At 64.4% G+C, this 26,904-nt stretch carries 26 protein-coding genes and 1 tRNA gene; 14 read left to right on the top strand and 13 right to left on the bottom strand.

All coding sequences use genetic code 11. The features are described from left to right. Positions 1–85 precede the first annotated feature (85 nt). Genes HB634_RS11850 through rsmD form a run of 3 tightly spaced genes read right to left on the bottom strand, consistent with a single transcriptional unit; the run spans position 86 to position 1,706 of the window. Positions 86–589, bottom strand: coding sequence for a hypothetical protein (locus HB634_RS11850; RefSeq protein ID WP_063571689.1), 504 nt, complete (start codon positions 587–589; stop codon positions 86–88). A gap of 17 nt (positions 590–606) precedes the next feature. After that, positions 607–1,110, bottom strand: coding sequence for a pantetheine-phosphate adenylyltransferase (gene coaD, locus HB634_RS11845; protein WP_063571678.1), 504 nt, complete (start codon positions 1,108–1,110; stop codon positions 607–609). A 26-nt stretch (positions 1,111–1,136) separates the two neighbouring features. Continuing rightward, on the bottom strand, positions 1,137–1,706 hold the full coding sequence (rsmD, locus tag HB634_RS11840; RefSeq protein WP_213948707.1) for a 16S rRNA (guanine(966)-N(2))-methyltransferase RsmD: 570 nt from the start codon (positions 1,704–1,706) through the stop codon (positions 1,137–1,139). Positions 1,707–1,770: 64 nt separating this feature from the next. Between rsmD and ftsY the strand changes: the two genes are divergently transcribed. From ftsY to HB634_RS11815, 5 genes are all read left to right on the top strand, one after another. Further along, entirely contained in the window at positions 1,771–2,901 is a 1,131-nt protein-coding gene (ftsY, locus tag HB634_RS11835) for a signal recognition particle-docking protein FtsY (RefSeq protein WP_082879357.1), read from the top strand. 29 nt (positions 2,902–2,930) lie between these two features. Further along, positions 2,931–3,983 (top strand): AsmA family protein, encoded by a 1,053-nt coding sequence (locus HB634_RS11830; RefSeq protein ID WP_213948706.1) that lies wholly within the window; start codon positions 2,931–2,933, stop codon positions 3,981–3,983. Continuing rightward, positions 3,980–5,026, top strand: a complete 1,047-nt coding sequence (gene mutY, locus HB634_RS11825; protein ID WP_213948705.1) for an A/G-specific adenine glycosylase — start codon at positions 3,980–3,982, stop codon at positions 5,024–5,026. Before HB634_RS11830 ends, mutY begins: the two co-directional genes overlap by 4 nt. Next, the gene (locus HB634_RS11820; RefSeq protein WP_213948704.1) at positions 5,023–5,301 is read left to right on the top strand and encodes an oxidative damage protection protein; all 279 of its coding nucleotides are present in this window, start codon (positions 5,023–5,025) and stop codon (positions 5,299–5,301) included. Before mutY ends, HB634_RS11820 begins: the two co-directional genes overlap by 4 nt. A gap of 66 nt (positions 5,302–5,367) precedes the next feature. Continuing rightward, positions 5,368–5,443 (top strand) — tRNA-Phe (locus tag HB634_RS11815). A gap of 65 nt (positions 5,444–5,508) precedes the next feature. Here HB634_RS11815 and HB634_RS11810 read toward each other — a convergent pair. Both HB634_RS11810 and HB634_RS11805 read right to left on the bottom strand, forming a co-directional pair. Continuing rightward, positions 5,509–7,632: a DUF4157 domain-containing protein gene (locus HB634_RS11810; RefSeq protein ID WP_213948703.1), complete on the bottom strand. Its 2,124-nt coding sequence runs from the start codon at positions 7,630–7,632 to the stop codon at positions 5,509–5,511. A gap of 50 nt (positions 7,633–7,682) precedes the next feature. Then, positions 7,683–7,880: a hypothetical protein gene (locus HB634_RS11805; protein ID WP_213948702.1), complete on the bottom strand. Its 198-nt coding sequence runs from the start codon at positions 7,878–7,880 to the stop codon at positions 7,683–7,685. Positions 7,881–8,169: 289 nt separating this feature from the next. Here HB634_RS11805 and HB634_RS11800 point away from each other — a divergent pair, with 289 nt between their 5' ends. Beyond that, entirely contained in the window at positions 8,170–8,745 is a 576-nt protein-coding gene (locus HB634_RS11800; protein ID WP_157503972.1) for a hypothetical protein, read from the top strand. Positions 8,746–8,884: 139 nt separating this feature from the next. Further along, positions 8,885–9,208: a hypothetical protein gene (locus HB634_RS11795; protein WP_213948701.1), complete on the top strand. Its 324-nt coding sequence runs from the start codon at positions 8,885–8,887 to the stop codon at positions 9,206–9,208. On the opposite strand, the gene HB634_RS11790 is transcribed toward HB634_RS11795, so the two are convergent. Continuing rightward, complete coding sequence (locus HB634_RS11790; RefSeq protein WP_157503971.1) at positions 9,166–9,648, bottom strand: hypothetical protein; 483 nt, start codon at positions 9,646–9,648, stop codon at positions 9,166–9,168. The two genes, HB634_RS11795 and HB634_RS11790, sit on opposite strands and share 43 nt — an antisense overlap. A gap of 180 nt (positions 9,649–9,828) precedes the next feature. Between HB634_RS11790 and HB634_RS11785 the strand changes: the two genes are divergently transcribed. The 3 genes from HB634_RS11785 (at position 9,829) to parC (ending at position 14,164) form a co-directional block, all read left to right on the top strand. After that, positions 9,829–10,662, top strand: a complete 834-nt coding sequence (locus HB634_RS11785; RefSeq protein WP_231873888.1) for an endonuclease/exonuclease/phosphatase family protein — start codon at positions 9,829–9,831, stop codon at positions 10,660–10,662. 75 nt (positions 10,663–10,737) lie between these two features. Beyond that, a complete protein-coding gene (locus HB634_RS11780; RefSeq protein ID WP_063571522.1) occupies positions 10,738–11,772 on the top strand; it encodes a proline iminopeptidase-family hydrolase in 1,035 nt (344 codons plus the stop codon). A 151-nt stretch (positions 11,773–11,923) separates the two neighbouring features. Continuing rightward, positions 11,924–14,164 (top strand): DNA topoisomerase IV subunit A, encoded by a 2,241-nt coding sequence (gene parC, locus HB634_RS11775; RefSeq protein ID WP_063571521.1) that lies wholly within the window; start codon positions 11,924–11,926, stop codon positions 14,162–14,164. 93 nt (positions 14,165–14,257) lie between these two features. On the opposite strand, the gene HB634_RS11770 is transcribed toward parC, so the two are convergent. Further along, positions 14,258–14,746, bottom strand: coding sequence for an 8-oxo-dGTP diphosphatase (locus HB634_RS11770; RefSeq protein ID WP_213948700.1), 489 nt, complete (start codon positions 14,744–14,746; stop codon positions 14,258–14,260). A 185-nt stretch (positions 14,747–14,931) separates the two neighbouring features. Here HB634_RS11770 and HB634_RS11765 point away from each other — a divergent pair, with 185 nt between their 5' ends. Next, entirely contained in the window at positions 14,932–15,663 is a 732-nt protein-coding gene (locus HB634_RS11765) for a phosphodiester glycosidase family protein (protein WP_255548549.1), read from the top strand. A 5-nt stretch (positions 15,664–15,668) separates the two neighbouring features. On the opposite strand, the gene HB634_RS11760 is transcribed toward HB634_RS11765, so the two are convergent. The 6 genes from HB634_RS11760 to map form a co-directional block, all read right to left on the bottom strand. Then, positions 15,669–17,195 carry a hypothetical protein gene (locus HB634_RS11760; protein WP_213948698.1) on the bottom strand — a complete coding sequence of 509 codons (1,527 nt, stop codon included), beginning with the start codon at positions 17,193–17,195 and terminating at the stop codon, positions 15,669–15,671. A 97-nt stretch (positions 17,196–17,292) separates the two neighbouring features. Further along, positions 17,293–18,423 (bottom strand): succinyl-diaminopimelate desuccinylase, encoded by a 1,131-nt coding sequence (gene dapE / locus HB634_RS11755; protein WP_213948697.1) that lies wholly within the window; start codon positions 18,421–18,423, stop codon positions 17,293–17,295. 13 nt (positions 18,424–18,436) lie between these two features. Continuing rightward, the gene (locus tag HB634_RS11750) at positions 18,437–18,790 is read right to left on the bottom strand and encodes a Spx/MgsR family RNA polymerase-binding regulatory protein (protein WP_213948696.1); all 354 of its coding nucleotides are present in this window, start codon (positions 18,788–18,790) and stop codon (positions 18,437–18,439) included. A 2-nt stretch (positions 18,791–18,792) separates the two neighbouring features. After that, the gene (dapD, locus tag HB634_RS11745) at positions 18,793–19,620 is read right to left on the bottom strand and encodes a 2,3,4,5-tetrahydropyridine-2,6-dicarboxylate N-succinyltransferase (protein ID WP_213948833.1); all 828 of its coding nucleotides are present in this window, start codon (positions 19,618–19,620) and stop codon (positions 18,793–18,795) included. Further along, positions 19,607–22,264 (bottom strand): [protein-PII] uridylyltransferase, encoded by a 2,658-nt coding sequence (gene glnD / locus HB634_RS11740; protein WP_345777491.1) that lies wholly within the window; start codon positions 22,262–22,264, stop codon positions 19,607–19,609. The genes dapD and glnD overlap by 14 nt, the downstream gene beginning before the upstream one ends. Before the next feature lie 26 nt (positions 22,265–22,290). Further along, entirely contained in the window at positions 22,291–23,058 is a 768-nt protein-coding gene (gene map, locus HB634_RS11735) for a type I methionyl aminopeptidase (RefSeq protein WP_213948695.1), read from the bottom strand. 353 nt (positions 23,059–23,411) lie between these two features. Here map and rpsB point away from each other — a divergent pair, with 353 nt between their 5' ends. The 3 genes from rpsB (at position 23,412) to pyrH (ending at position 26,825) form a co-directional block, all read left to right on the top strand. Next, positions 23,412–24,260 carry a 30S ribosomal protein S2 gene (gene rpsB / locus HB634_RS11730; protein WP_107914363.1) on the top strand — a complete coding sequence of 283 codons (849 nt, stop codon included), beginning with the start codon at positions 23,412–23,414 and terminating at the stop codon, positions 24,258–24,260. A gap of 85 nt (positions 24,261–24,345) precedes the next feature. Beyond that, on the top strand, positions 24,346–25,224 hold the full coding sequence (gene tsf / locus HB634_RS11725; RefSeq protein WP_213948694.1) for a translation elongation factor Ts: 879 nt from the start codon (positions 24,346–24,348) through the stop codon (positions 25,222–25,224). Between the two features lie 878 nt (positions 25,225–26,102). Beyond that, positions 26,103–26,825, top strand: coding sequence for a UMP kinase (gene pyrH / locus HB634_RS11720; protein ID WP_063574121.1), 723 nt, complete (start codon positions 26,103–26,105; stop codon positions 26,823–26,825). Positions 26,826–26,904 lie beyond the last annotated feature (79 nt).

Here is a 26,904-nt window from a genome sequence, read left to right as displayed (position 1 = left end):
CCATTTTACCCCTAAGACGGGGTAGGCGCGGACAAAAAAAGGGCGCCGCTGGTGCGGCGCCCTCTCTTCGCCACCGGGACGTCGATCAGTACGCGACGAAGCGATACGTGGCGCCGCTCGGGGCCAAGGCATCGGCGACGCGCTGCTGGTCGGCCTGGTCGCCGATGAACAGCACGATGACGTTCTTGAACGAACCGGCGTTCGCGCCCTTGAAGGCGGCGACGATGAGGTCGGCGGTCTTGGCCGACTCCGGACCACCGAAGACGAGCATGTTGCCGGGGGTGACGCCGCGGGCAACGGTGCCCTGGACGTTGTCGAGCTGGCGAGCGCGACCGTCCTGGCCAGCCTGGTCGTCGCCGGCCGGAACGAAGTACGGGAACGGACGGTCAGCCGTCATGCCCTGCATGTTCTTGCGCACGATCTGGCCGAAGTACTGGCTCCAGGCCTTGGTATCGGTCGGATTGGTCGGCTTGGCGACGGCGGCTTCCTGCGTCGTGGCAGCCTGATCGGCGTCTTCCGACTTGTTGCAGGCCGAGAGGGCCAGGGCGGCGGTCAGGGCCACGGACGCGGCGAGGACGAACTTACGCATGATGATCACCTTTGTTTTCAAGAGTTGCGCCAGCGTTGGCGCATGGCCTGCTGCACCGCCGGATGCACGAAGCCGGAGATATCGCCACCCAGGCGACCGATTTCACGCACTAGCGAGGAAGAAATGAAGCTGTATTGCTCGGCCGGCGTCAGGAACAGCGTCTCGGCCTGGGGAATCAGGTGACGGTTCATGCTGGCCAGCTGGAATTCGTACTCGAAGTCCGACACGGCCCTTAAACCACGCAGGATCACACCCGCGCCGATTTCGGCGACGAAATGGGCGAGCAGGCAGTCGAAACCGCGAACTTCCACATTGGGCAGGTCGGCCAATGCCAGGCGAGCCAGCGCGATGCGCTCGCCAAGGCTGAAACCGGGACCCTTGTTACGGCTCTCCGCCACGGCGACCACGATGCGGTCGAACAGGGGCGCAGCACGGGACACCAGATCGGCGTGACCGTTGGTGATCGGGTCGAACGTGCCGGGATAAACGGCAAGTCGCGGATTGGCCGGCAGAGGAGTCATGAAGGTGGGTCGAAGGAAAGCGCGGGCTAGCTTAACGGATCAGCCGGGGTGCGGCGATAGAGGGCGTAGGCCACCTCCCCCGCGTGACCCTGGCGGTGCGGAAACCAGTTGTGGGGCAGGCTCAGGGCCGCGCCGCGTGGCGCCTCCACGTATATCCAGCCATGGGCGGCGATCCAGCCGCCGTCCTCCAGTTGCCGTGCCGTCGTTTCCCAGGCATCCAGGGCGAAGGGCGGATCCAGCAGGACGACATCGAACGGCCGGCCAGGACCACGCAGCCACCGCGAGGCGTCGTCGCCGACGACCTCGCCTTCCACCTTGAGACGGGCCAGATTCGCCTTGAGGGCAGCCGCCAGTCGCGCGTCGCGCTCGACGAAGGTGACGGCCCGGGCACCCCGCGACAGCGCCTCGAGGCCGAGCGCCCCGGTTCCGGCGAACAGATCGAGGCAGCGCGCCCCGCCGACAACGGGCTGCAGCCAGTTGAACAGCGTCTCGCGGACGCGATCGGCCGTGGGCCGGAGTCCCGGCAGGTCGGGGACATCCAGGCGCGAGTTGCGCAGGGTTCCGCCGATGATGCGGACGCGGCCTGACGCGCTCATCGCTCAGCGGCCAGTGAGGGCGGGAGTGCTAGCATTCGCCTATTGTCTTTGAATCGTTGGCGCAATGCTCAAGTTCTGGAAGAAGAAGCCCGTCGAACCCATCGCGACGCCCGACGTCGCGCCACCTGACGAGCGCGCGGAGAAGGTTGCCGACGCCGCCTCGATCGACGCTGGCCCGGCAGTCTCCGAGGCCCTCGCCGAAACCGTGCTGCCTGAGCCCGAGGCCCCGGAAGTCGAGCCCGATGTCGAGGAAGCCTCGATTGTCGAAGCCGCTCAGCCGGCGAAGCGGAGCTGGCGCGAACGTCTTTCCGGAAGCGGCTTCGCCAAAAGTCTGACCACGCTCTTCGTCCGTCATCCCAAGCTCGACGACGACCTGCTCGACGAGCTCGAAACCACCCTGATCACCGCCGATGTAGGCGTGGAAGCCAGCAGCAACCTGGTCGAAGACCTGCGCAAGCGCATGCACAAGCGCGAATTCGCCGACGCCGGGGATCTGCTGAAAGCCTTGCGCCGTGAGCTCGTGGCCTTGCTCAAGCCGGTAGAAAAACCGCTGGACGTAACCACATCCAGCCCCTTCGTGATCCTCACCGTCGGCATCAACGGCGTGGGCAAGACCACGACCATCGGCAAGCTGGCCCGTCGCTATTCGGACGAAGGTCGCAGCGTAATGCTGGCTGCGGGCGACACGTTCCGCGCCGCCGCCGTCGAGCAGCTCAAGACCTGGGGCGAACGCAACAAGGTACCCGTCGTATCCCAGGGCCAGGACGCGGACTCCGCCAGTGTCATCTTCGATGCACTCCAGGCTGCCCGCTCGCGCGGCACGCAGGTGCTCATCGCCGATACGGCGGGCCGCCTGCACACGCAGGGTGGCCTGATGGACGAGCTCGGCAAGATCGGGCGTGTGATGAAGAAGCTCGACGCCGCCGCGCCGCACGAAGTGCTCATGGTGATCGACGGCACGACAGGGCAGAACGCCATCAGCCAGCTCCGTCAGTTCCGCGAGACCGCGGGCGTTACCGGACTGGTCGTGACCAAGCTCGACGGCACCGCCAAGGGTGGCGTGGTCTTCGCACTGGCCCGTGAATTCAACTTGCCGATCCGCTATGTGGGACTCGGCGAGACAGCCACCGACCTCCGTATTTTCGATGCCGAAGCCTTTGTCGACGGGCTGTTGCCGGCGAGCCTCGGTGGCTGAGTGAGCGCCGGATCGCAAGCGTCGCGGCCATGAACCGTCGACTGCGCATCGGCCTCCTCGCCATCGCCGGCATCGTCGCCGCGCTTATCGTCGCGGCCCTGATCGCCATGTATGTGGTGCTGCAGCCGGAGCGCTTCACGGCACTCTTGCAGTCTCGTGCGCGCGCCTCCGGCCTCGAGCTCACGCTGGCAAATCCGGCCAGCCCCACCCTGTGGCCAAAGCCCTCGCTGGAACTGGACGGCATCACCCTGCACGGCAACGGCGGTAACACGCCACTGATCGTCGCGGCGCGCGGGAAGCTGGTCCTCCCATGGCGCACCCTTCTGGGTGGCGAGGCAACGATCTCCCGACTCGAGGTAGAAGGCGCGCGCATCGATATCGACGCCGTCTCCGCGTATCTCGACACACTGCCCCCACGTCCCTCGACCGCTGGCGCGATCCTGCCTGAAATCGACGCCGGATTCCGCGTGTCGCGAAGCACCTTGCTGCGCGGTAACCGCCTCCTGCTTTCCAATGTCGACATCGATGCCGGTCGTCTCGCCAACAATCATCGGTTCACGCTGGCGCTCGATGCGAGCACGGCGGACGAAACACCGTATTCGCTTGCTATCGCGACCACGCCGTCGCTCGCCCACGGCGTGCTCACGCTCGGCGATCTCGACATCGATGCCGGTAGCAAGAACCACTTCGGCGCGAAGCTGCACGGCGATGCCACGTGGCGCGGCGGCGCCGATGTCGGCGCCTCGATGGCCGGACGGGTGACGCGCACCGAGGCTGCGCCGTATGACGTGGTCCTCGGCGTGACGCCCGCGAACCAGCAGGATCCTCTATCGATAGGGCTGAAGATCGACGGCGCCCAGGATCATGCCGATCTGCACCTGCCGCCACTGGCGATGGCCGACTGGTGGTCGGGCATGCAAGCGGGACAGCCACCGACGCTGCCACCCGTGGAGGGCACGATCGACGCCGCCCAGGTCGATATCGGCAGTGTGCATGTCAAGGGCTTGCGAGTGCGGTCCGTTCCCGGCTCGACGGCGCCGGCCGCGACCTCGACAGCCGCTGCGCCGGCGGGTGCGCCATGAACACGTTCGCCACCGAATTGTTGCGCTGGTACGACCATCACGGCCGCAAGGATCTTCCCTGGCAGCACCCGCGCGACGCGTACCGGGTGTGGCTGTCGGAGATCATGTTGCAGCAGACCCAGGTGGTCACTGTCATCGGTTACTTCCAACGCTTCGTGGACCGGCTGCCCACGCTCGCTGCCCTGGCCGAAGCCGACGAAGACGCTGTGCTGGCGCTGTGGTCCGGTCTTGGTTACTACCGCCGCGCGCGCTTCCTGCATCGTGCCGCGCAGTTGTGCGTCGAGCGCCACGGCGGAGCGTTGCCGCGCGACATCGATGCCTTGCTGGCGTTACCGGGTATTGGTCGCTCGACGGCCGGCGCGATCCTCGCGCAGGCCTATGGGCTGCGCTTCCCGATCCTGGACGGCAACGTCAAGCGCGTGCTGACGCGTTACCACGGCGTTCCCGGCCACCCCGGTGAAAGCGCCGTTGAAAAACGTTTGTGGGCGTTTGCGGACGAACACACACCGGCCACGCGCACGGCGGACTTCACGCAGGCGATCATGGACCTCGGCGCCACGGTGTGCGTGCGCAGCAAGCCGCTGTGTCCGCTATGCCCGCAGGCCGCCCGTTGCGTTGCGCTGCGCGACGGACTGACGGCAACGCTCCCCACCGCGAAGCCGGGCAAGAAGATCCCGACGCGCGCGCTGTCGATGCTGCTTCTGCGCGACGCCCGTGGTCGCATCCTGCTTGAGAAGCGCGGTGCGCAGGGCGTCTGGTCGGGCCTTTGGAGCCTGCCTGAAGCGGACGACGTGTCGGCCGCCGGCATGGTCGCATCGCGGCTCGCACGCATTCGCGATGCCGATCCCCTGCCCGCCTTCACCCACGTTTTCAGCCACTACCGGCTGGACGTTTCGCCCATCCTGTTCGACCATGCGGCCCCGCTTACCGCCGTGGCCGACCGCCCCGACCAGCGCTGGTGCGACCGGGACGAAATCGCCTCGCTCGGCCTGCCCGCCCCGGTGCGCACGCTGCTGAACAACCTTCCGGAGATATCCCCATGACGCGCATGGTTCATTGCGTAAAGCTCGGCCGTGACGCCGAAGGCCTCGACTTCGCCCCCTGGCCCGGTGACCTCGGCAAGCGCATTTACGAGAACGTCTCCAAGGAGGCCTGGGCGCAGTGGCTCAGCCACCAGACCATGCTGATCAACGAGATGCGCCTGTCCCCGCTCGATCCGAAGACCCGCGGCTTTCTGAGCGGCGAAATGGAGAAGTACTTCTTCGGCGGCGACGTGGTACAGCCCGCCGGCTACGTTCCACCCGAACGAGAGGCTTGACGCCGACGCCCGCAACGGATTTAATACGCGGCTCCACTCGCCGCAACACTCGTTGCAGGCATCTGTGGCTCGGTAGCTCAGTTGGTAGAGCAGGGGATTGAAAATCCCCGTGTCGGCGGTTCGATTCCGTCCCGAGCCACCATTTATTCAGTGACTTAGGCCACCCGTGCGGTGGCCTCTTCGTTCATGCTCCCCGCATGCAACGACTCAAGGGTTGAATGCGTTCAACTCGCGCAACACCAGACTGAGCCGTATCGCGATCTGCGAATTGACTGCCGAGGTGGTGCCGGCGGCCTGGTAAAGGCTCACGTTGTCCGGTATGTGCGCCAGGATGGTGTAGAAACGTCTGGCTTGGCTCGTCCGCGTCAAACTGAAACCAGTCTTGCCCGCGATCTCGTTCTTGATCGCCAACAACTTATCTACGTTCGTATGCGCCGTGCCTAGCTCGGCGCGGATCGCAATGATGGAATCCGGCGCCGCATCGTTCCGGTGGAGCCTGGCCCGGTTGTTCCAGTTCGCGGAGTTCGCGACCAAAGTCAGCCGCGCCATCAGCCGTGGGAGCGGATCGAGGAAGGTGCGCGCGTCTGCATAACGGGTTAGCGGATTGTACGGATAAGCAGGACCCGTCAGGAGCCCGAAATGCGGCCTGAAATCCATGACTTCGTGCAAGGTGTGATAGGGCAGCGAGCGATGATCGTAATCCTTGCGCCAGAACGCCGTGATCGAATAAGCGGCCGCGGTCAATTCTTCATGCGTGGCACCGGCCTGTTCCGCCAGGCGCATCATGCGCGCGGCCGTGAAAGAATGGCGCGCCCACATGGGAATCTGGTGGCTGCGCGCGTAGATAAAGCCGGGATGCTGCTCCTCCGTCGAGACCCCTACGTCGGCGAGCCCTACCGGAGCGAACCCAAGCCGATCTCGCACAAGGAACGTGTTGCGTGGGCGTGCATGGGCAACCCTTCCTAACAGGGTCGTGGTCTGGAATGTATCGAAGTCCACCAGGCCACCCGCCGCGCCTAGATCGAGCATGCCCGCACCGTGCGTGCCCTTCCCGCGCACGAAGTAATTCATCACGTCGTGGAAGGTCGCAATCTTGTCGCGCATGGAATACCGACCCGGGGCTTGCAACACGGGATGAAAGCTCGCCGCTATCGGGCGCTTGTCCGCAGCCTGCACATGGTTGAACCAATCGGCGTAATCAGCCCAGGTCGTGCCCTGCGGCGTCACACTGGCCAGATCGGCGGTGATGGCTGCGTGCCCCGGCCTGGTAGCGATCCAGGCGCTTATCTTCCCAAGCAAGGTGTCAATATGCGCTTCCGCAATCGGGCTGGCATAGACCTCTTTGGCGAGCAGCTTTTCCTCACGCCGCCCCTCTTTCGACGAGACCCATCCGTAGATCGCCAGCGCCAGATCGTGATAATTCGCATACGAACGCGATTGATTCTTGCGCCCGAATTGCGCGTTCCGGCTATCGGGGCTGCCGACGCCCCGTTTGTCCTCGATCCATTTCCTGATCTGCCGGGTCACCAGACCACGGTCGTCCGCCTGTATGAACCGGAAGGCGGTGTTCTCCAAGGTCCGGGCGGCGAAACGCAGCGGCCCCACGGCACCTTCCATATTGCGCTTGACCGCTTGCACACGAGCATTGAGATCGCGCCCTCCGACTTTTACGTCACGTGTGTGATCCACGTCGTCGACAATAAGGTAGCGCTGCACGACGCCCGACTGCGCCTGCGAACCGGCGGTCGTTTCCGTACGCCAATCCGCCTGCTTACGTTGTGCGGCGTGCGCGCCCTTGGTGTCGGCTTCGCGCTCCAACGCAGCATCGTCGTTGATCGGCACGCCCTGATCTTGCAGTGTCGGCTTTACGCGCCCCTGGCGCTGTTGAACGATATGCCAGGCTTCATGCGGCAAATGTCGCTCCTCGCCGCGGGCGAGATGGATGTGATTGCCTTGCGCGTAGGCCAGCGCGCCCAATTGCGCGGGCAAGGGCGAGGCGTAATGCACGCGCACCGCACTCATGTCCATCCTGGAGAGCGATTCGATGCCGGCGCGCAAGCCGGACGGGAGCGCCTTTGCTGATCCGGCAGCAGGTACGCGTTGTATCGCGCGGGGCGCGTAATGCAGCGCGGGTGGTGTAGCGGTTAGCTCGGCGGCATGCATCGACAGGGCACGCTGTATCGGGGCCTGCACTTGCTGTTTTTTTCCCGTTTGACGTTGCGTCGATGGGGTGAGCATCTTGCCGCCCTGAGATGATGAGTAGTGTTTCAGCCCAAGCTCGCAGCCGGCATGCGACTTATACACCGTCTTCCGACGTTCCAGGTCAGCCATACCGGCTCATTTCCGGCAACGGTTCGGGCCGACGCTACCAACGGCACACGTTAGTTCGCCCTCTGCTCCCAGCACATGCGCGCGTGCGCCTGCGCTGTGCACTGCACGCTCATGTGCGTTAGCGCGCCAATGGCCTCGAGACCATGTGCCACGCGCTGGCAATCCACCGTTTCGGACTCATGGATGAAGTCGGCGAGTAGCCGTGTGAGGCTACGTGCATATTGAAGCCACTCGGTAACCTCGTTCATCAGGTGGTTGCCTGCGAGGCTTCGACAGCGACGACACAGGTAACGGAAAGACCGCATCAAAACAACTTGAAGCTGTCTGTAGGGCAACGACCATATTTTTTGATGCACTCGTCTGAATCATTCCGATGCACGGTTGGTCGCGTTCATTCGAGAGATGCTCGATCCTTCCACGCAGGCCCATGGCATTCTGACGTTTCCACAGCAACGTCCGACCTCTTCGTGCGAGCGAGAGCTACAGACGCCCTACCCTCTGCGGGCCAATCTTGATCGGCCCTTGCGGAGAGCTCCCATGACAATTCTCAACCCGACGACTAATGCTTCGAAATCGGTCGCGATTCTCAATTCAGGTGACTATCCGCACCGCTACGCTGACGTTACCAAAGCAGAACTCAGGAAGGATGATCCGGTGACTATCGAGACCCTGCTCAGAAGCATCGACGGAAGGCTCCAGATGATGGACGGACGCCTGGACAGCATGGACAAGCGTCTGGGCGAGATGGACAAGCGTCTGGACAACATGGACAGGCGTTTCGATAACGTGGACAAACGCCTCGACAAAGTCAGCGAGGACATCGTCGATCTGAAGGTTCAGACGGTAGCAATCGGAGCGCGCCTCACCGGAGTCGAAGAGCGGCTTGATCGGACCGACGAACGAGTTGATCGAGCCGAGGAAAGGTTTGACCGGCAAGAAAGCCGCCAGCGCGGAGCTGACAGTCAGCTCATTCGGTTCGAAGCGCAGCTTGAGCGTCTTCCTTCATGGAAGAGCGTAGGAACGACGAGCGCTGCCGTCACAGCGGGCTGCTGCGGGCTGTTTGTCTGGCTCGCCGAAGGCGGCGCAAAGACCCTGGTCCGGTTCTTCGAGTAAGCCGATCGTCCAATTGAACAGATGCCCACGCACCAAGAAATAAGAGGTACCCCGCATGCCCGCCATACATATCGAAACGCCGAAGAACGACGTGGCTCAGCCGAAGGGATCCACCCAATCCCTCAGCGGTGACGTCGCGATGAGCATGCTTCTGGAGGTGCAACGCGGCGTGACCGATCTGAAGATCGGCTTGACCGAGCTGAAGGTCGACGTCAAGCACCTGACGACCACGACCGAGTCGATCAGGGAGAAGGTAGAGACCCTGGAAGGAAAGGTCGAGAGTCTGGTCCGCTGGAAAAGCGGCGTGTTCGGCGGCGTCGCCGTGCTAGCCGTCCTTTGGGGAATCTTTAAGGCGTTTTCAGGCTATGTCCACCTTGGCCCCATGGAGACGCCTGCCAAAGCTGCGCCAGCGGTCGCCCTTCAGATGTTCACGTCACGCCCTGGCTCTACCTCACACTGGTGAAGTGCGCCTTCCAGACTTGCCTGCTCATCGACCCTATCCAGGCCTGCAGCCTTTCCGGCAAGCATCCCGTCGATACGCCGAACTCGCGCATCCATCGCCACACGAAGCTGCTCCCGGGCTTGCTGACCACAGGGTGTCCGCGGCTTCCACGTCGTCAGGGCCGCTGCTCGCGCCTTGAGTACACCCAGGCGCTGCGGCGCTTCGTCATGCCCCGCACGCTGCGCTTCAGTCACCTGCGCCTGCCATTCTGCAAGCGTCGCACGCAGGTCAGCGATGTCCGCCGCTTGTGCCGTGGCGTCCGCCGTCCGCGCCCGGTGGGATGCCGTGAACGCCAGCATGGCCGTGGTCGCCGAGGCCACGAATGCGACCAGGATCACCACGAGCGCAACCCGACGACCGTTGGCGCCGGAACGAGGCGTATCTGGCTCAGGATGGTTCATGTCGGCTCCGCAGCTGCGTAAGATCGCCCCATTCTGACCGATTGGCCGCACCCGTGGATGCCACCCCGGACGATCCGGGGCGCGACATGGTGTCGCTCGCAGGCGGGACTCAGGTAACGGAATTGATCTCGTTACGTCGATATATTCGGGTGATTCCCCCTCTCCAGGAATCCTCCACGCATGATCCGGATGTCCCGATTCGCCCTCTTTGCGGCGCTCACCACCGCCATCGCCCAGCCAGTCGTCGCCGACGAACTCAGGGTGATGTCCTTTAACGTCCGCACCATCACGGGAAAGGATGGACCGAACCGCTGGGAGGCACGACGGGACCTGTTCGCCGATACCATCCGGCAGCTTCATCCGGACGTGATAGGCACCCAGGAGCTGGCGAGAGAGCAAGGCGACGACACAGTCGCCCGCCTTCCGGAATACACCTGGTTCGGCCGCGATCGCTTCGGCGGCCACGCCGACGAACACATGGGCATCTTTTACCGGAAGGACCGCCTCAAGCTGGTCGAGAGTGGCGACTATTGGCTTTCCGACACTCCGGATAAGGTCGCGAGCATCACCTGGGGCAACATCTTTCCACGCATGGTGAACTGGGCGCTGTTCGAGCGACTCTCCGACCACAAGCGCTTCTACCTGCTCGACACGCACTATCCGTACCGCGATCAGGATGAAGATGCTCGCTCACGAAGCGCCCATGAAATGGCCGCGTGGATCGGGAAGTTGCCCGCCGGCGTCCCCGTCATCATCACCGGCGACTTCAATACCGGACCTGAGAGCGAGGCGCATGCCGCGCTCACGGCTGCACTGAAGGACGCGTGGTCCGCCTCACCGAAGCGGGAGGGCCCGGAAGACACGTTCCACGACTTCACCGGCAAACCCACGAAGCGGATCGACTGGATTCTCTATCGCGGCGTGGAGGCCACGTCGGTGCAGACCGTGACCACGTCGAAAGACGGCCGGTATCCGTCCGACCATTTCCCGGTCGAGGCGAACTTCACCCTTTGAGCTATTTCGCGTTACGACTTGTCAGCAGGCCCGCCGCCAGCGATAGTCGGCGCCAACACCCTGTGGGACAACGAGATGCGCCGTCTGCTTGCCACCCTTCTTCTGGCGCTCGTCGCCGCCTGCGCGTACGCCGCGCCTGCCGAGACCCCACCGAATTCGTACTTCGATCACGCCGGTCACGACGACATCCTGTCGGGTGGCGTGAAGATGATCACGATCGACACCCCCAAGGGCAAATTCCGCGTCTGGACCAAGCGGGTCGGCAACAACCCGACCATCAAGGTGCTGCTCCTGCATGGTGGCCCCGGCGCGACGCACGAGTACTTCGAGGCCTTCGACAGCTACTTTCCCGGCGCGAGCGTCGAGTATTACTACTACGACCAGCTGGGCTCGGCCTTCAGCGACAAGCCCACCGACGAATCGTTGTGGGAGATACCGCGCTTCGTCGACGAAGTCGAGCAGGTGCGCCAGGCCCTGCACCTCGATAAGGACAATTTCTACCTGCTTGGCCACTCGTGGGGCGGCGTGCTCGCGATCGAGTACGCGCTGAAGTACCCGCAGCATCTCAAGGGCCTGATCATCTCGAACATGGTCGACAGCATCCCCGCCTACAACCAGTACGCGAACAAGGTGCTGATGCCGGCGATGGACCAGAAGAAGCTCGCCGAGGTCAAGCGCCTCGAGGCGGCGAAGAAGACGGACGACCCGGAGTACATGGCGATCCTCATGCCCATGCACTACGAGCAGCACATCCTGCGCATGCCGGCCGACCAGTGGCCGGAGCCGGTGCAGCGCGCGTTCGCCCACATCAATGAACAGATCTACGTGTCCATGCAGGGCCCGAGCGAACTGGGCGCAAGCGGCAAGCTGCTGCACTGGGACCGTAGCAAGGACCTGAAGAACATCAAGGTTCCCACCCTGGTGATCGGCGCGCAGTACGACACCATGGACCCGAAATACATGGAGGCGATGGCGAAGAAAATGCCGAACGCCCGGTTCCTTTTGTGCCCCAAGGGCGGCCATATGGCCATGTATGACGATCAGCAGACCTATTTCACGGGGCTGATTGGGTTTTTGAAGGATGTGGACGCGGGGAAGCCTTTGCGCTGAGGTACATGGGCCCGGCATCACCGCTTCGTTGGCTTTTCGCCGATGAATCGGCTCCTACATTTGTCTACGGGTCTACACCTGTGAGACGGGTTTCTGGCAACATCACCCGGTTAACGACGCGCCTTAGCGCGCCAGCCGGACAGCCAAGCCCATGAATCTGCAAGCCAATTACGAACAGATCCCGCTCAAGGACTACGCCGAGCGGGCGTACCTCGACTATTCCATGTACGTGGTGCTGGACCGCGCCCTGCCCTTCGTGGGTGACGGGCTCAAGCCGGTCCAGCGCCGGATCATCTACGCGATGAGCGAACTGGCCCTTTCGGCCAGCGCCAAGCCGAAGAAATCGGCGCGCACCATCGGCGACGTGATCGGCAAGTTCCACCCACACGGCGACTCGGCTTGCTACGAAGCCATGGTGCTGATGGCCCAGCCCTTCTCGTACCGCTACCCGCTGGTCGACGGCCACGGCAACTTCGGCTCGCCGGACGATCCGAAGAGCTTCGCGGCGATGCGCTACACGGAATCGCGTCTGACCCCGATCGCCGAGGTGCTCCTGTCTGAGCTCCAGCACGGCACCGTAGACTGGGTGCCGAACTTCGACGGCACGATGGACGAGCCCTCCTGGCTGCCGTCGCGCGTGCCCCACGTGCTCCTGAATGGCTCGATGGGCATTGCCGTGGGCATGGCCACCGATATCCCGCCGCATAACCTGCGTGAAGTCGCGAGCGCCTGCATTCGCCTGCTGGACGACCCGGACGCGACGATCGCCGATCTCTGCGAGCACGTCCAGGGCCCGGATTACCCCACGCTGGCTGAGATCATCACGCCGCGCCGCGAGCTCCTGGCCATGTACCAGAACGGTGGCGGCTCGGTCCGCGCCCGCGCCATTTACGAGCGCGACGAAGGCAACATCATCATTACCGCGCTGCCGCACCAGGTATCGCCGTCGAAGATCCTCGAGCAGATCGCCGCGCAGATGCGCGCGAAGAAGTTGCCGATGATCGAAGACCTGCGCGACGAATCGGATCACGAGAACCCGATCCGGCTGGTGCTCGTGCCGCGCTCGAACCGCGTCGATGCGGACGAGATGATGCAGCACCTGTTCGCCACGACGGATCTCGAGAAGAGCTTCCGCGTCAACATGAACATGATCGGCCTGGACGGACGGCCGCAGGTGAAGGACCTCAAGATGGTCCTGACGGAGTGGCTGCGTTTCCGCACCGACACCGTCACCCGCCGCCTGACTCATCGCCTGGGCCGGGTGGAGCGCCGCCTGCACCTGCTCGACGCACTGCGCATCGCCTACCTCAATCTGGACGAGGTGATTCGGATCGTCCGTACCGAGGAAGAGCCGAAGCCGGTGCTTATCTCGCGGTTCCGTCTCGATGAAGAGCAGGCCGATTACATCCTCGAGACCAAGCTGCGTCAGCTGGCGCGCCTCGAGGAGATGAAGATCAATGAAGAGAGCAGCAAGCTCGAGGAAGAGCGCGCGCGTATCAGCGTGCTGCTGAAGTCGCCGGCCAAGCTGAAAAGCCTGATCAAGGAAGAGCTGCGCAGCGACGCCGAGAAGTACGGCGACGAGCGCCGCTCGCCGCTGATCGAGCGCAGCGTGGCTCAGGCGCTGGACGAAAGCGCGCTGGTCGCTTCGGAGCCGGTCACCGTGGTCTTGTCGCAGAAGGGCTGGGTGCGCGCCGGCAAGGGGCACGACATCGACGGCGAGGCCCTGTCTTACCGCGATGGTGACAGCCTGCTGGCGATCTCCCGTGCGCGTACGACGCAACAGGTCGCCTTCATCGATTCCACCGGCCGCGCCTATGCGACGCCGGCACATACGCTGCCCTCTGCACGAGGCAACGGCGAACCATTGACGGGCCGCTTCAGCCCGCCCGCGGGCGCGCGCTTCGATGCCCTCGTCACCGCGGACAACGACACCCGCATCGTGCTGGCGACCGACTTCGGCTACGGCTTCGTCACCCGCTTCGAAGCGCTGACGGGTCGGCAGAAGGCCGGCAAGCAAATCATCTCCCTCAGTGATGGCGCCCGCGTGCTGGCGCCGACGATCTCCGCCGACCCGTCGCGCGACCGTATCGTGGTGGTCACTGGCGAAGGCCACTTGCTCATGTTCTCGGTAGCCGAGCTGCCGGAACTCGAAAAGGGCAAGGGCAACAAGCTCATCGAGATTCCCAAGGCCAAGCTGGCATCGGGCGAAGAACGCGTGGTCGGTGTTGCGGTGGTCACCGAGGGCAAGGGTGAAATCACGCTTTACGCGGGGCAGCGCAAGCTGACGCTGAAGTGGGCCGACCTTGTCGAGTACGGCGGTAGCCGTGCGACGCGTGGCGGGGTGTTGCCGCGTGGGCTGCGTCGTGTGGAGCGGATCGAAACCACGGGTTGAGGCATGGCTGGTGGCCCCTGCCGGGGCCATCGCCGATGAATCGGCTCCCACAAATAGCCGCGCTGCGTGGGAGCCGCTTCAGCGGCGATGCTCTTAAAGCCGCGTCACGCCCCAAGAAACCATGCGCCCGTCCTTGTACGGCATCACCCCGTGAAACGGCCGGGGGTCGGCGTCGAACACCAGCGGCAGGAAGTGGCGGTCGCCTTCCCACATCGGCAAGGCATCGAGCCCACTCACCGGCACCCATTCCAGCTTGCCTTCAGGGTTCGACTCGAACGGCGTTCCGGAGTAGCGGTCGATGATGAAGATAAAGCCTAGCCAGTCCTCGCCGTTCTTGCCGAAGCCTGGCCAGTTCAACGTGCCACGCAGGCGCATCTCGAGGCATTCGATGCCGGCCTCTTCCATGATCTCGCGACGCATGCACGCGGCGATGTCCTCGCCCGGCTCCATTTTTCCGCCGAGGCCGTTGTACTTGCCCAGATGCTGATCGTCATGGCGGGCATTACGGTGAATCATGAGTACGCGCTGGCCGTCTGGCGACATGACATAGCCGAGCGTGGCGACAATGGGCGTATAGGGCATGGCGATGACAGCAGGGGGGGAAAACCCGGGAGTTTACCCCCTCACCGTGCGAAGGCGGCGTTTCGCCCCTTGCAAGGCCAGTGCGACCCGGCGAACATCGACGGATGCCCCACCCCCAGCTTTCCCGCATGACCCGCCCCTTTCTGGCCCGCATCGCCATCGCGACGACCCTGGCAGCCACCGCCATGGGTTGCGTTGCGCCAGCGGACGCCGTAGATAGCCGCGACCTGGTCTTCGACAGCCAGTCCTATTTCGCGGTGACCGTCGACACGCGCCGTGAAGACATCGAGCTTCACTGGCGTAATCCGGACACCGACCAGCCTTTCGGCACGATTGACGCGCTGAGGACCTGGACCGCGGGCAAGGGTAGACCGCTGTCGTTCGCCACCAACGCGGGCATCTACGATCGCGAGTTCAAACCGCTCGGCCTGTATGTCGAGAACGGCAAGGCACTGGTCCCGTTGAATCTGATCCACGGCAACCCGCGGTCAGGCAACTTTTCGCTGTTGCCCAACGGCGTGTTCGCCGTCTACGACGATGGCACCGCCGACATCCACACCAGCGAAGGGTTTCGCGACGCCGGACGCAAGGCACGCTGGGCAACCCAGTCCGGTCCCATGCTGGTCATCGACGGCGAGATCAACCCGCAGTTCGACAACGGTTCGGACAGCATGAAATGGCGCAGCGGCGTTTGTGCCAGGACACCGCATGAAGTGGTGTTCGTGGTCAGCCGTGCGCCGGTGAACTTCCACAGTTTCGCGCGCCTGTTCCGCGACGAGATCGGCTGCCGGGATGCCCTGTTCCTCGACGGCACAATCTCCCAGGCCTTCACACCGGACGACGGCTATGCGGGCGCGCCGGCGTTCATGACCAAGCCGTACGCGGGCATGATCGCGGTGTTTCCGAAGGCGCACTGATCCCTTCAGTCGTAGGGAACCGTGAGCCTGAGGCGGTCCTTCCAGCCCACCCGTGCCTTTGCCTGCAGGGTGCGATCCGAGGGCTGTACATGGGTGGCACAGTTGGGGCCGTTGAAGCACGTGTTCCAACCCGCTTCGTAAATCATGTTGTACGACAACCGGCGCCCTTCATTACCCCGCAATGGAAACTCCCAGACGACCTCGTACTGCGGATTCAGCGTGGCGGCGAGCGGCGTGGCCTGGGCGAGGCTACCCCGGTGACCGCGCGCATTGATCCACTGGTAGATGGCCGGTACATCGGGCGTCCATCGCGTGGTCCGGTAGTACGTCGTGTCTGCATTGGTCCGCGTCTGCACCAGACGCATTTCCGACTGCGCGGTGTCCGTCGTCGCCTGTACCAGGTTCAGGCTGAAACTCATGTTCGGCGTGATCTTCCCCGTCGAGTCGACGGAGACGCCGGCCTGGGCGTTGCCACCGACGATGAAGCGCTCGGCCCGCGACACCGTCACGACGCCATCGATGGAATCGGCCGGATAAAGGGAACGTAGCGTCGGCCGCTGCGGACAGCCGAAAAGGTCCGGGCCGCCGGGCCGATCGCACAGGAACAATTGTGTTTTCTCGGTACCGGGGAACGATGAGTTCACGGGCCAGGCGGACGCGACGCCGTCGTATTCAATCGGTCCCCAGCCACTATGGATCGACGCATCGAGCAAGCGCCGTAATCCGCCCTGATCCGCGTCGAAATAGCCTTCCGTACCGGATCGCCGCCCGAAACCGCTGCCACCGCCCTCGCCGATGGTTTTGGCCCAGAACACGAAGCTCGTTCCGCCCGGTTCGATCGGATCGTCGTTACGCAAGAGCGCCCATTCGGTGACGAGACTCAGCCGGGGCTCGTCGGTGCCGCGAAACGGGAAGATGGTAAATTTCGGTGCTGCGGCGAGGTGCATCGAGAGGTTGCCGTACTGGCACCAGCGTCGGACCTCGATCGCGAAGGGGCGCAGCTCATCGCTTGTGGGCAACCCTTGACTGAACAGGGTCGCGGCCAGCTTCCTGCGGAATGCGCGGCAAACGGAGGAAGGCGATGCCGCTGAAAGGTCGAAGCTGACATCGAACGAACGTCGCGTTGCCTCCGCCGACCGGATGGGTCGCGTTACGTCGCTCACCTGTGCACGCTCGGCCCAGGTCCAGGCACGCAGCACGGCGAGGCGCTGAGTCGCATCGGTGGCATCGAAGCCGAAGATACCCAGGCCCGAACCCGGATCGAGCACGATGGTGTTGCTTGTCGGCCACGCGTACACGCCGTTCGGCCGGAGCAAGCGAAGCAACGACGCGGAACCGGCCAGGGCAATCCGCTTGCCGTCGTCGAGCCACGCCTCGATCTTCGATTCGACCTCGACCCGATTGTCGTCGTCGGCCACGGTCAGGATCGTCAATCCGGCAACGCTGGTCTCGTCTCGCGTCACGGCCGCTGCCGACGCGCACGTGCCAGCAGCCGCCAGCATCGCGAGGACGGTGCGCGCATAAGCTCTCATGTTCGTATCCCTACGTCCGCCCGTTATCGAGCCCGGAGAGCTTCACGGTTGCGCACGCGTCTAACTATCGGCGACATGCGCCGATAGTTGTCGGCGATCAGCCCAGCATGCGCTGGCAGATCGCTTCGTACAGGTCGGGCAAACGCTCGAGGTCGGCGACCGACACGCACTCGTCCACCTTGTGGATCGTCGCGTTCACCGGGCCTAATTCGATCACCTCGGCGCCCATCGGTGCGATGAAGCGGCCATCGGACGTGCCGCCGCCGGTACTCTGTTCCGGATCGATCCCGCATAAGTCGCGGCAGACGCCCACGACGACCTCGCGCAGGCGGCCACCCGGCGTGGCCAGGAAAGGGTGCCCCGACAGGTGCCAGTCGATCGAGAATGCCACGTCATGCGCGCGCAAAATTGCCTCGGCGCGCTCGCGCAGGTCGTCCGCTGTACTGGCGGTAGAGAAACGAAAATTGATCAGCGCCACCAGCTCGCCAGGAATGACGTTGTTCGCGCCCGTTCCCGCGTTGATGTTGGAGACCTGGAACGACGTGGGAGGAAAGTCGGCATTGCCTTCGTCCCAACGCTCCGCTGCCAACGCCGCCAGCGCGGGCGCGAAGCTGTGGATCGGGTTCTTCGCCTTGTCCGGATAGGCCACGTGGCCCTGGACACCGTGTACGGTCAGGGTGCCCGAAAGCGAACCTCGACGCCCGACGCGAATGAGGTCGCCAAGCCTTTCCCTGGCCGACGGTTCGCCGACCACACAGGCATCGATTCGCTGGCCGATCTTCGTGAAGTGATCGACCACCTCGCGAACGCCGTGCAGCGCGACACCTTCCTCATCGCTGGTCAGCAAGAGACCCACCGTACCGGGATGATCCGGATGGCTGACAACGAATCGCTCCAGCGCCACGACCATGGCCGCCACGGAGCCCTTCATGTCGGCCGCGCCACGACCGTAAAGCAGACCATTGCGCTCGGCCGGTTCGAACGGTGGCGACGTCCAGTTCTCCTCTGGTCCGGTCGGCACCACATCGGTGTGGCCAAGGAAAGCGAGAACCGTCCCGCCAGCGCCATGGGTGGCCCAAAGATTGTCGACATCGCCAAAGCGAAGGTGCTCGATGCGAAAGCCCACGGCCGAAAGACGATCCGCGATCAGCGGCAGGCAGCCGGCATCCTCCGGCGTTACCGAGCGTCGACGGATGAGATCACGGGTGAGATCGATGACGGAGGACATGGGCTCGCTTGCCTTACTTGCCGAAGCGTTTCTTGAACGCGTTGTCAGTGAAGCCGACGGAAACCTCGTCGCCGTCGACCACCACCGGTCGCTTGATCAGCGCCGGATACTCCTTCAGCAACAGCGTCCACTCGGGATCGCTGCGCGGATCCTTGCGCTGCGGCAACAGGGTGCGCCACGTCGTGGATGCCTTGTTGACCAGCTTCTCCCAACCGCCGAGCTTCTCCGCCCACACTTTCAGCGTCGCCGACGGCACCGGGTTTGCCCGGTAATCGACGAACTCGTGGACCACCTCGAAGCGCGTCAGCCAGTTGCGCGCCTTCTTGCAGGTGTCGCAGTTGGGCAGGCCATAGAGCGTGACCGTCATGCTCACTCGCCGCTGCGCAGGAGTTCGTTGATACCGGTCTTCGAGCGGGTCTTTTCGTCGACCTGCTTGACGATGATCGCGGCGTAGAGGCTGTGGCTGCCGTCCTTTGCCGGCAGGCTGCCGGCGACAACGACGCTTCCGGCAGGAACGCGGCCGTAGCTGACTTCGCCGGTGGCGCGGTTGTAGATACGGGTCGACTGGCCGAGGAACACGCCCATGCCGATCACCGATCCCTTCTCCACAACGACGCCCTCGACCACTTCGGAACGTGCGCCGATGAAGCAGTTGTCTTCGATGATCGTCGGGTTCGCCTGCAGCGGCTCGAGTACACCGCCGATGCCGACGCCGCCACTGAGATGCACACCGGCGCCGATCTGCGCACAGGAGCCCACCGTCGCCCAGGTATCGACCATGCTACCCGCACCGACGTAAGCGCCGATGTTGGTATAGCTCGGCATCAGCACGGCGTCTTTGGCGATATGCGCGCCACGGCGGACCAGCGCGCCCGGCACGATGCGTGCGCCGAGGTTGGCATACTCCGTCGCGTCGCCGTCGGCGAAACGCAGCGGGACTTTGTCGAACGCGCTCGAGGGGCCGCCATCCATCACGCGATTACCGTTCATGCGGAAATACAGCAGAACGGCTTTCTTCAGCCAGGCATTGACCGTCCAGCCGCCCTTGCCGTCCGGCTCGGCGACACGGCGCTCGCCGGATTCGAGCAGGTTGAGCACCTGGTCGACCGCCTCGCGGAGGCTGCCTTCGATTTCATTCTGGTTGAGGTCGGCACGACGTTCGAAGGCGTCGTCGATGAGGGACTCAAGCGTTTGCATCTGCATTCAAGATGTTCCTGGGGTTTTCGAAACCGATGTGACGAAGCAGGCAGTCGCGCAGGATCTCACGGCGTTGCGGAGACAGCGGCGCGTTGCTGCGATCGGTCAGTTGGAAGAAATCTTCGACACGCTCACCGAACGTCGCAATACGCGCATCATGCACGCGCACCTCGGCTTCGGCCAGCGCCTGGGCAACCGCGGCGAGCAAGCCAGGCCGATCGGTGCACACCAGGGCAAGCTGCGTGCGTTCGCCGGCATCGACGAACTCGATGCGCGGCGTCATCTGGAAGTGACGCAGGTGACGCGAAAGACTGCGTTTCGGCGGGCTCTGGCCCGCCGCCTGATCGAGTGCGCGCAGCATGCGCGAGCGCAGTTCCTCGGCGCGCTGCAACGAGGCGGGCGCCTGCGAGTCCGACTCGAGCAACAGGAACGTATCCAGCGCCTTGCCCGTACTGGAAACGAGGATACGGGCCTCGACGACCGAGAACCGCAGGCGGTCGAGCATGGCCGTCACCGTGGCGAACAGGCCATCGCGGTCAGGCGTGTAGATGAAGAGTTCCGTGCTGCCGCGCACGGAGAACGGATGGACCTCAACCAGCGGCGTGGCACCGCGGGTTCGCAGGATGGCCGCCGTCTGCCATGCGATCTGTTCGGGTCGGTGACGCAGGAAGCTGAGGTCCGGAAACTCCGACCATACGCTGGCGATGTCGTCGGCGGCCACGTGCTCCGCGACCAACATGGCGAGTGCACGCTCACGCGTCTCGCGCAAGCGCATGCCTGCGTGGGCGGGCGGCGTGAGATCGCTGCGCAGGGCGAAGCGCGTGGAGGTGTACAGATCGGCGAGAAGGCGGTCTTTCCAGGCGTTCCATAGTTTGGGACTGGTGCCAATGATGTCGGCGATCGTCAGCAGGTAAAGGTGATCCAGGTGTTCCCAGTCACCCACGGTGCCGCCGAAACGATGCACGACATCGGGATCGGTGATGTCCTGGCGCTGTGCCGTGGTGCTCATCAGCAGGTGGTGACGAACCAGCCAGGCGACCAGATCGGTCTCGTCCGCCGGCAGGCCAAGGCGCGCGCAAAAGGCGCGCGCATCTTCCTCACCGAGCGTCGAATGATCCCCGCCACGGCCTTTCGCGATGTCGTGGAACAGTGCTGCCAGGAGCATCAGCTCCGGCTTTTCGACGTGTGGCCAGATTTCGCAGGCAATGGGGAAATCACGCCGTGCGGCCGGATCGGCGAAACGCGCCACGTTGCGCAGGACTCGTAGCGTATGTTCGTCCACGGTGTACACATGGAACAGGTCGTACTGCATCCGACCGACCACCTTGCCGAACGCCGGCAGGATAGCGGCAAGCAAGCCGTGGCGATTCATCCGCCACAAGGCCTCCACGGCGGGTGCACCACGCCGCAGCAGAGCCAGGAAAGCGCTGAGTACCTGCGGGTCATCGGCCAGCGATTCGCCATGCAACGAAACGGCATGCTGGATGCGCCGCATGGTTTCGGCAGTAAAGCCGGTGATGCCCGGCTCGTCGAGCCGCGCGATGAAGATCTCCACCAGCGACGCCGGACGGCGCACGAAGAGCTGCGGATTGCGTAGCGAGATGCGCGATCCGTGGCGAACGTAGTCCGTGCCCACTGGCAAAGCTTCCGTCGCGGGGTCGAGCATCTCCTCGAAGCGCTCGACCAGCTGCGTGCCGGAGCGCTCGATCTGCGTGGCCGCGCGGTAGTAGCCCTGCATGAACTGTTCGACGCCGAGGTTCTTCGCGTGTTCGTCCTCGAAACCCAGGCGCATGGCCAGCCCGCGCTGGTAGTCGAACAGCAGCCGCTCTTCCGCCCTCCCCGCCTCGAGGTGCAGGGCATAGCGGTAGCGTCGGAGGGTTTCCTCGGCACGCACCAGCTTGGTCGCTTCGACCGGCTCGAGCAGCCCTTCGGCCACCATGTCATCGAAATCCGGGGCATCGGCCAGGCGCCGGCCAAGCCAGCGCAAGGCATCGAGCGTGCGCAGCCCACCCGGACCGTCCTTGAGGTTGGGCTCGAGGTTCTGCGCCGTGTCGTCGTAACGGGCGTGGCGGGCGTCGCGCTCGGCAAGACGCGCGGCGAGGTACTGGCGCGGGGGCCACAGGGCCGGATCGTCGAGGATGCCGCGCAGGCTTTCGGCCAGGATGGGCCAGCCGGCAAGGCGTCGCGCGTCGAGAAGGCTGGTGAACACGCTGGCATCGCTGGCGGCAAGCTCGCGGCACTGTTCCACGGTACGCACGGCGTGCCCCGGCTTCAGTCCGATGTCCCACAGGCAGCCAAAGAAGCTCTCGAGGGCGCGGTGCAGCGCGGGCGAGGTTTCGGCGACGAGCGCCAGCAGATCGACATCCGACGCGGGAAACAGCATGCCCCGTCCGAACCCCCCTACGGCAAACAGCGCACCGGCGGCCATGTCACCGAGGCAGGCGCCCCAGGCGTGGACGACGATGCGATCGACGATCTCCGACCGGCGTCGAGCGAGCGCCGAGGCGTCTTCACCTTCGCGGAAGGCGACGGTAAGCGACCGGTCCACATCGCCCAGCAGCTGGCGGAGCGAGCGCCGCGCTTCGGGCGATACACCCGAGCGCGGTACGACGGCGGGCAGGCGTGGAAGCGGCGGAAGCGTCACGTCGGAGCCCTTTCTGTGGTTGAGCGTCAGGCGGCGTCCGGCCAGGGGGTCAGGATCTCGAAGCCATCGTCGGTCACGGCGATGGTGTGCTCCCACTGGGCCGACAGGGAGTGGTCCTTGGTAACGACCGTCCAGCCATCGGGCAGCGACTTGGTCTGCGGCTTGCCGGCGTTGATCATCGGCTCGATGGTGAAGGTCATGCCCGGCTTGAGCTCCATGCCGGTGCCGTTACGGCCGTAATGAAGCACCTGTGGCTCGTCGTGGTAGACCTTGCCGATGCCGTGGCCGCAGTACTCGCGGACAACCGAGAAACCTGCCGCTTCGGCGTGCTTCTGGATGGCGGCGCCGACATCGCCCAGGGTGGCACCCGGCTTCACGGCGCGGATGCCCTGCATCATCGCCTCGAACGTCGTGTCGACCAGGCGCTTGGCCAGCACGCTCGGCGTGCCGACGAAATACATGCGGCTGGTGTCGCCGTGCCAGCCGTCCTTGATCACGGTGACGTCGATATTGACGATGTCGCCGTCCTTCAGGACCTTGGTTTCGGTCGGAATACCGTGGCAGATCACATGGTTGACCGACGTGCACACGGTCTTCGGGAAGCCCCGGTAGCCCACGTTGGCGGGGATCGCCTTCTGCACATTCACGATGTGATCGTGGGCGAGGCGGTCCAGTTCTTCGGTGGTGACACCGGGTTTGACGTGGGGCACGAGCATCGCGAGCACCTCGGCGGCCAGGCGGCCGGCCTCGCGCATGTGCTGGATCTCTTCGGGGGTCTTCGGTACGACGGCCATGATGGTTCTCTCTTTTCCTTTCGCCCTCAGGGGATTGGGCCTGCCACCTCAGGTGGCGGCGCCCCTGCCGGAATTCCACCCTCGGCTTGCGGCCGGGCGGCTCTGGAGGCTACAATTAGCGAGTTTTGCTGTCCGGCGAAGCCACACAAACGTGGCCACGGCGGCGATACGAAGCGCGATTGTAACCGTATGGGGCCCCCGTGGCCCCTACCTAGCCGTCGCTTTTAACGCCACACACGCATCGGCACCGCCTTCGGGGTGCCTGGCCCGACAGGGCCGGGTCGAAGCCGGGGATGCGTGGAGGTCCCAACCCCCCTAGAACCGCTCGAAGCGGTTCGCCCAGGAGTAATTCCATGGCACAAGTCACCATGCGCGAGATGCTGGAAGCCGGCGTCCATTTCGGCCACCAGACCCGTTACTGGAACCCCAAGATGGCTCCGTACATCTTCGGCGCCCGCGGCAAGATCCACATCATCAACCTCGAGAAGACGCTTCCGCTCTTCACCGACGCGATGCATTTCCTCTCGGGCCTGGCCCAGAAGGGTGGCACCGTCCTCTTCGTCGGCACCAAGCGCTCCGCCCGTGAGTCGCTGGCCGAAGAAGCTGCACGCGCTGGCCAGCCGTTCGTCACCGCCCGTTGGCTCGGTGGCATGCTGACCAACTTCCGCACGGTCAAGCAGTCGGTTGCCCGCCTGAAGGAACTCGAAGCCGCCGAAACCGACGGTTCGTTCGAGAAGCTGGTCAAGCACGAAGTGCTGGCCCGTCGCCGTGAGCGCGACAAGCTGCAGAACTCGCTGGGCGGCATCAAGGACATGAATCGTCTGCCGGACGCCCTGTTCATCATCGACATCGGTCACGAAGACATCGCCGTCCAGGAAGCCCGCAAGCTCGGCATCCCGGTCGTCGCCGTCGTCGATACCAACTACGACCCGGCCCTCGTCGACTACGCCATCCCGGGTAACGACGACGCCATCCGCGCGATCCAGCTGTACGCCCGCGCCGCTGCCGACTCGATCCTCGAAGGCAAGGCCGCTTCGCCGAATGCCGCTCGTGGCGACGCCAACGAGTTCGTCGAACTCGACGAAGAAGGCAACCCGGTCGCGAAGGACAACGCCCCGCGTGGCGATCGTCGTGGCGCCCCGGACAAGAAGGGTGCTCCGCGTCGCGAAGGCGGCCGTGACGGTGGTCGTGGCCGCGCGTAAGCGCCCCACCCTGTCGAGCTCTTCCGTTTCATCTGGCGCCGCGGCACCTCCGCCGCGGCGCTTATCAAAATATTGAGGAATTACCATGGCTGAGATCACCGCAAGCCTCGTCAAGGAACTGCGCGAGCGTTCCAGCGTCGGCATGATGGAGTGCAAGAAGGCACTCGTCGAAAACAACGGCGACATCGAAGCGGCGATGGAATGGCTGCGCAAGAATGGCCTGGCCAAGGCTGACAAGAAGGCCGACCGCGTCGCTGCCGAAGGCCTCATCGCCGTCGCGCAGAAGTCCGGCAAGGCCGTCCTGGTCGAAGTCAACAGCGAAACCGACTTCTCCTCGCGCAACGAACAGTTCATCCAGTTCACCAAGGACGTCGCTAACGTCGCCCTCGAGTCCGGTGTGGCCGACATCGCCGCACTGAACGCCGCCAAGCTGGGCGACGGTACGGTCGAAGAAGGCGCCAAGACGCTCACCCTGACCATCGGCGAGAAGTTCGAAGTCCGCCGCATGGCCAAGGTCGAGAACGACGGCCCGATCGGCGCCTACTCGCACAGCGGCCGCATCGGCGTGCTCGTCGCGCTCAAGGGCGGCTCGGACGAGCTGGCCAAGGGCATCGCCATGCACGTCGCCGCGATGAACCCCAAGTTCATCAAGGTCGAAGACGTTCCGGCCGACTACGTCGAGAAGGAAAAGGACATCGCGCTGAGCCAGATGTCGGAGAAGGAAAAGGCCAAGCCGGCCGACATCCTCGACAAGATCGTCACCGGCAAGATCAACAAGATCCTCGCCGAAGCGACCCTGGTCGGCCAGCCGTACGTGCTGGACGGTGACATCACCGTCGCCGAAGCCCTCAAGAAGGCTGGCGCCGAGATCGTCACGGTGCAGCGCCTGGCCGTCGGCGAAGGCATCGAGAAGGTCGTCGACGACTTCGCCGCCGAAGTCATGAAGCAGGCTGGCCTGGCGTAAGCCTTTCCTCCTGGCAGCACCCGAAAGAGCCGCGAGCAATCGCGGCTCTTTTTTTGGCTCATCGTGGATCACCAAGGCCCGGGCGCTCGGCTTTCGGGCCGGGTCTCGCACCTCGCAGACGGCTCGCCTTCGGCTTCGCGGGGCCCGGCTCCGCCATCGCTCTCTACACTTGGGCGTCTCGCGGGGAGACCTTGGTGCCCACCCTCGCTGCTCAGACACGTCCTCCGCGTTCGAGAAGGAAAGGCCGCTCCGCGGCCCCTGTTCTTATTGGCCTACGGCCGCTCCACTTGTGCGGAACTCGCCTCGAGGGTGGACACCAAGGTCTCTCACGACGATACGGTCAGCGGAAAGGAGAGCCGTTGGCGTGGGTGTGGCCGCCCAAGCGGACCATTACGGCGGTCGTGCAGATACGTCATTTCCGGCGCGGCGAGCGTTTTCCTCGCCGCTGCGCTGACTCGCGGACGATCTCGGCGCTGGGGTCGACCGTTTGGCGATGCCGACGAGCCGTCAGCCGGAGCGGCGTTGCCTCGTCGGCTCGGCCCGCACGAACCTCAGGGATGGGAAGAGTCTTCGGTGCCCACCCTCGAGGCGAGTTCCGCACAAGTGGAGCGGCCGCAGGCCAATAAGAACACGGGCCGCGCAGCGGACTTTCCGGTACGAAACGCGGAGGACGTGTCTGAGCAGCGAGGGTGGGCACCGAAGGCTCTGCGCCGCTACGTCCGCGCCCGCCGCGGCGAACGCCGCTGGTTACATCGGGCGCGTAGCGACCGGCCTTTCGCCGATGAATCGGCTCCTACATTTGTTTATTCACATAGCTGTAACAACGCTGTGCGCGTTAAACTAAGCCCGTTTTGCCCCACACAAACTGGAGATTCCCCATGAGCACCCCGCTGAAGAACCGCCGCATCCTGCTCAAGCTCTCCGGTGAAGCCCTTATGGGAGCAGAGGACTACGGCATCGATCCCAAGGTGATCGGTGGGCTGGCCAAGGAAATTCTCGAAGTGCGTGACGCCGGCGCGCAGATCGGCGTCGTTATCGGAGGCGGCAACATCTTCCGTGGCGCGGGTCTGGCCGCCGCCGGGATGGATCGCGTCACCGGCGACCACATGGGCATGCTGGCGACCGTCATGAACGCTCTGGCCATGCAGGACGCCATCGAAAAGCTCGGTGGCGAAGCACGCACCATGAGCGCTATCAAGATCAACGAAGTCTGCGAAGACTTCATCCGTCGTCGCGCCATCCGCCACCTCGAAAAGGGCCGCGTCGCGCTGTTCGCCGCCGGCATCGGCAACCCCTTCTTCACCACCGACTCCGCCGCCGCCCTGCGTGCCGTGGAAGTCGGCGCCGATCTGTTGCTCAAGGCCACCAAGGTGGACGGCATCTATTCGGCCGATCCGAAGCGTGACCCGACCGCCACCCGCTACGACCACCTCACCTACAACCAGGTGATCGAGCGCCGCCTCGAAGTGATGGACACCGCGGCGATTGCGTTGTGCCGCGAAAACAAGCTGCCCCTGCGTATCTACGACATGACCCAGCCCGGCAACCTCATGAAGATCATGAAGGGTGAGCAGGTCGGTACGCTCGTCGACGCGGGCTGAGCCTGACGGGCCTCCCGGAGGCCCTTGGCGCGCTGCGGCACGGCCGTGCGGCCCGCGCTGCTATACTCGTCTGCTGACC

The organism is Luteibacter sp. dw_328 (genome assembly GCF_018449605.1).
Taxonomy (GTDB): Bacteria; Pseudomonadota; Gammaproteobacteria; order Xanthomonadales; family Rhodanobacteraceae; genus Luteibacter.
Note: the sequence above shows the minus strand (reverse complement) of the source record. Positions and strands in the feature narration are given on the sequence as shown.

Excerpts from the sequence above, each read along its gene's own strand:
- HB634_RS11850 (WP_063571689.1), bottom strand. The coding sequence starts at position 589 with ATGCGTAAGTTCGTCCTCGCCGCGTCCGTGGCCCTGACCGCCGCCCTG.
- coaD (WP_063571678.1), bottom strand. The coding sequence starts at position 1,110 with ATGACTCCTCTGCCGGCCAATCCGCGACTTGCCGTTTATCCCGGCACG.
- rsmD (WP_213948707.1), bottom strand. The coding sequence starts at position 1,706 with ATGAGCGCGTCAGGCCGCGTCCGCATCATCGGCGGAACCCTGCGCAAC.
- ftsY (WP_082879357.1), top strand. The coding sequence starts at position 1,771 with ATGCTCAAGTTCTGGAAGAAGAAGCCCGTCGAACCCATCGCGACGCCC.
- HB634_RS11830 (WP_213948706.1), top strand. The coding sequence starts at position 2,931 with ATGAACCGTCGACTGCGCATCGGCCTCCTCGCCATCGCCGGCATCGTC.
- mutY (WP_213948705.1), top strand. The coding sequence starts at position 3,980 with ATGAACACGTTCGCCACCGAATTGTTGCGCTGGTACGACCATCACGGC.
- HB634_RS11820 (WP_213948704.1), top strand. The coding sequence starts at position 5,023 with ATGACGCGCATGGTTCATTGCGTAAAGCTCGGCCGTGACGCCGAAGGC.
- HB634_RS11810 (WP_213948703.1), bottom strand. The coding sequence starts at position 7,632 with ATGGCTGACCTGGAACGTCGGAAGACGGTGTATAAGTCGCATGCCGGC.
- HB634_RS11805 (WP_213948702.1), bottom strand. The coding sequence starts at position 7,880 with ATGAACGAGGTTACCGAGTGGCTTCAATATGCACGTAGCCTCACACGG.
- HB634_RS11800 (WP_157503972.1), top strand. The coding sequence starts at position 8,170 with ATGACAATTCTCAACCCGACGACTAATGCTTCGAAATCGGTCGCGATT.
- HB634_RS11795 (WP_213948701.1), top strand. The coding sequence starts at position 8,885 with ATGAGCATGCTTCTGGAGGTGCAACGCGGCGTGACCGATCTGAAGATC.
- HB634_RS11790 (WP_157503971.1), bottom strand. The coding sequence starts at position 9,648 with ATGAACCATCCTGAGCCAGATACGCCTCGTTCCGGCGCCAACGGTCGT.
- HB634_RS11785 (WP_231873888.1), top strand. The coding sequence starts at position 9,829 with ATGATCCGGATGTCCCGATTCGCCCTCTTTGCGGCGCTCACCACCGCC.
- HB634_RS11780 (WP_063571522.1), top strand. The coding sequence starts at position 10,738 with ATGCGCCGTCTGCTTGCCACCCTTCTTCTGGCGCTCGTCGCCGCCTGC.
- parC (WP_063571521.1), top strand. The coding sequence starts at position 11,924 with ATGAATCTGCAAGCCAATTACGAACAGATCCCGCTCAAGGACTACGCC.
- HB634_RS11770 (WP_213948700.1), bottom strand. The coding sequence starts at position 14,746 with ATGCCCTATACGCCCATTGTCGCCACGCTCGGCTATGTCATGTCGCCA.
- HB634_RS11765 (WP_255548549.1), top strand. The coding sequence starts at position 14,932 with ATGGGTTGCGTTGCGCCAGCGGACGCCGTAGATAGCCGCGACCTGGTC.
- HB634_RS11760 (WP_213948698.1), bottom strand. The coding sequence starts at position 17,195 with ATGAGAGCTTATGCGCGCACCGTCCTCGCGATGCTGGCGGCTGCTGGC.
- dapE (WP_213948697.1), bottom strand. The coding sequence starts at position 18,423 with ATGTCCTCCGTCATCGATCTCACCCGTGATCTCATCCGTCGACGCTCG.
- HB634_RS11750 (WP_213948696.1), bottom strand. The coding sequence starts at position 18,790 with ATGACGGTCACGCTCTATGGCCTGCCCAACTGCGACACCTGCAAGAAG.
- dapD (WP_213948833.1), bottom strand. The coding sequence starts at position 19,620 with ATGCAAACGCTTGAGTCCCTCATCGACGACGCCTTCGAACGTCGTGCC.
- map (WP_213948695.1), bottom strand. The coding sequence starts at position 23,058 with ATGGCCGTCGTACCGAAGACCCCCGAAGAGATCCAGCACATGCGCGAG.
- rpsB (WP_107914363.1), top strand. The coding sequence starts at position 23,412 with ATGGCACAAGTCACCATGCGCGAGATGCTGGAAGCCGGCGTCCATTTC.
- tsf (WP_213948694.1), top strand. The coding sequence starts at position 24,346 with ATGGCTGAGATCACCGCAAGCCTCGTCAAGGAACTGCGCGAGCGTTCC.
- pyrH (WP_063574121.1), top strand. The coding sequence starts at position 26,103 with ATGAGCACCCCGCTGAAGAACCGCCGCATCCTGCTCAAGCTCTCCGGT.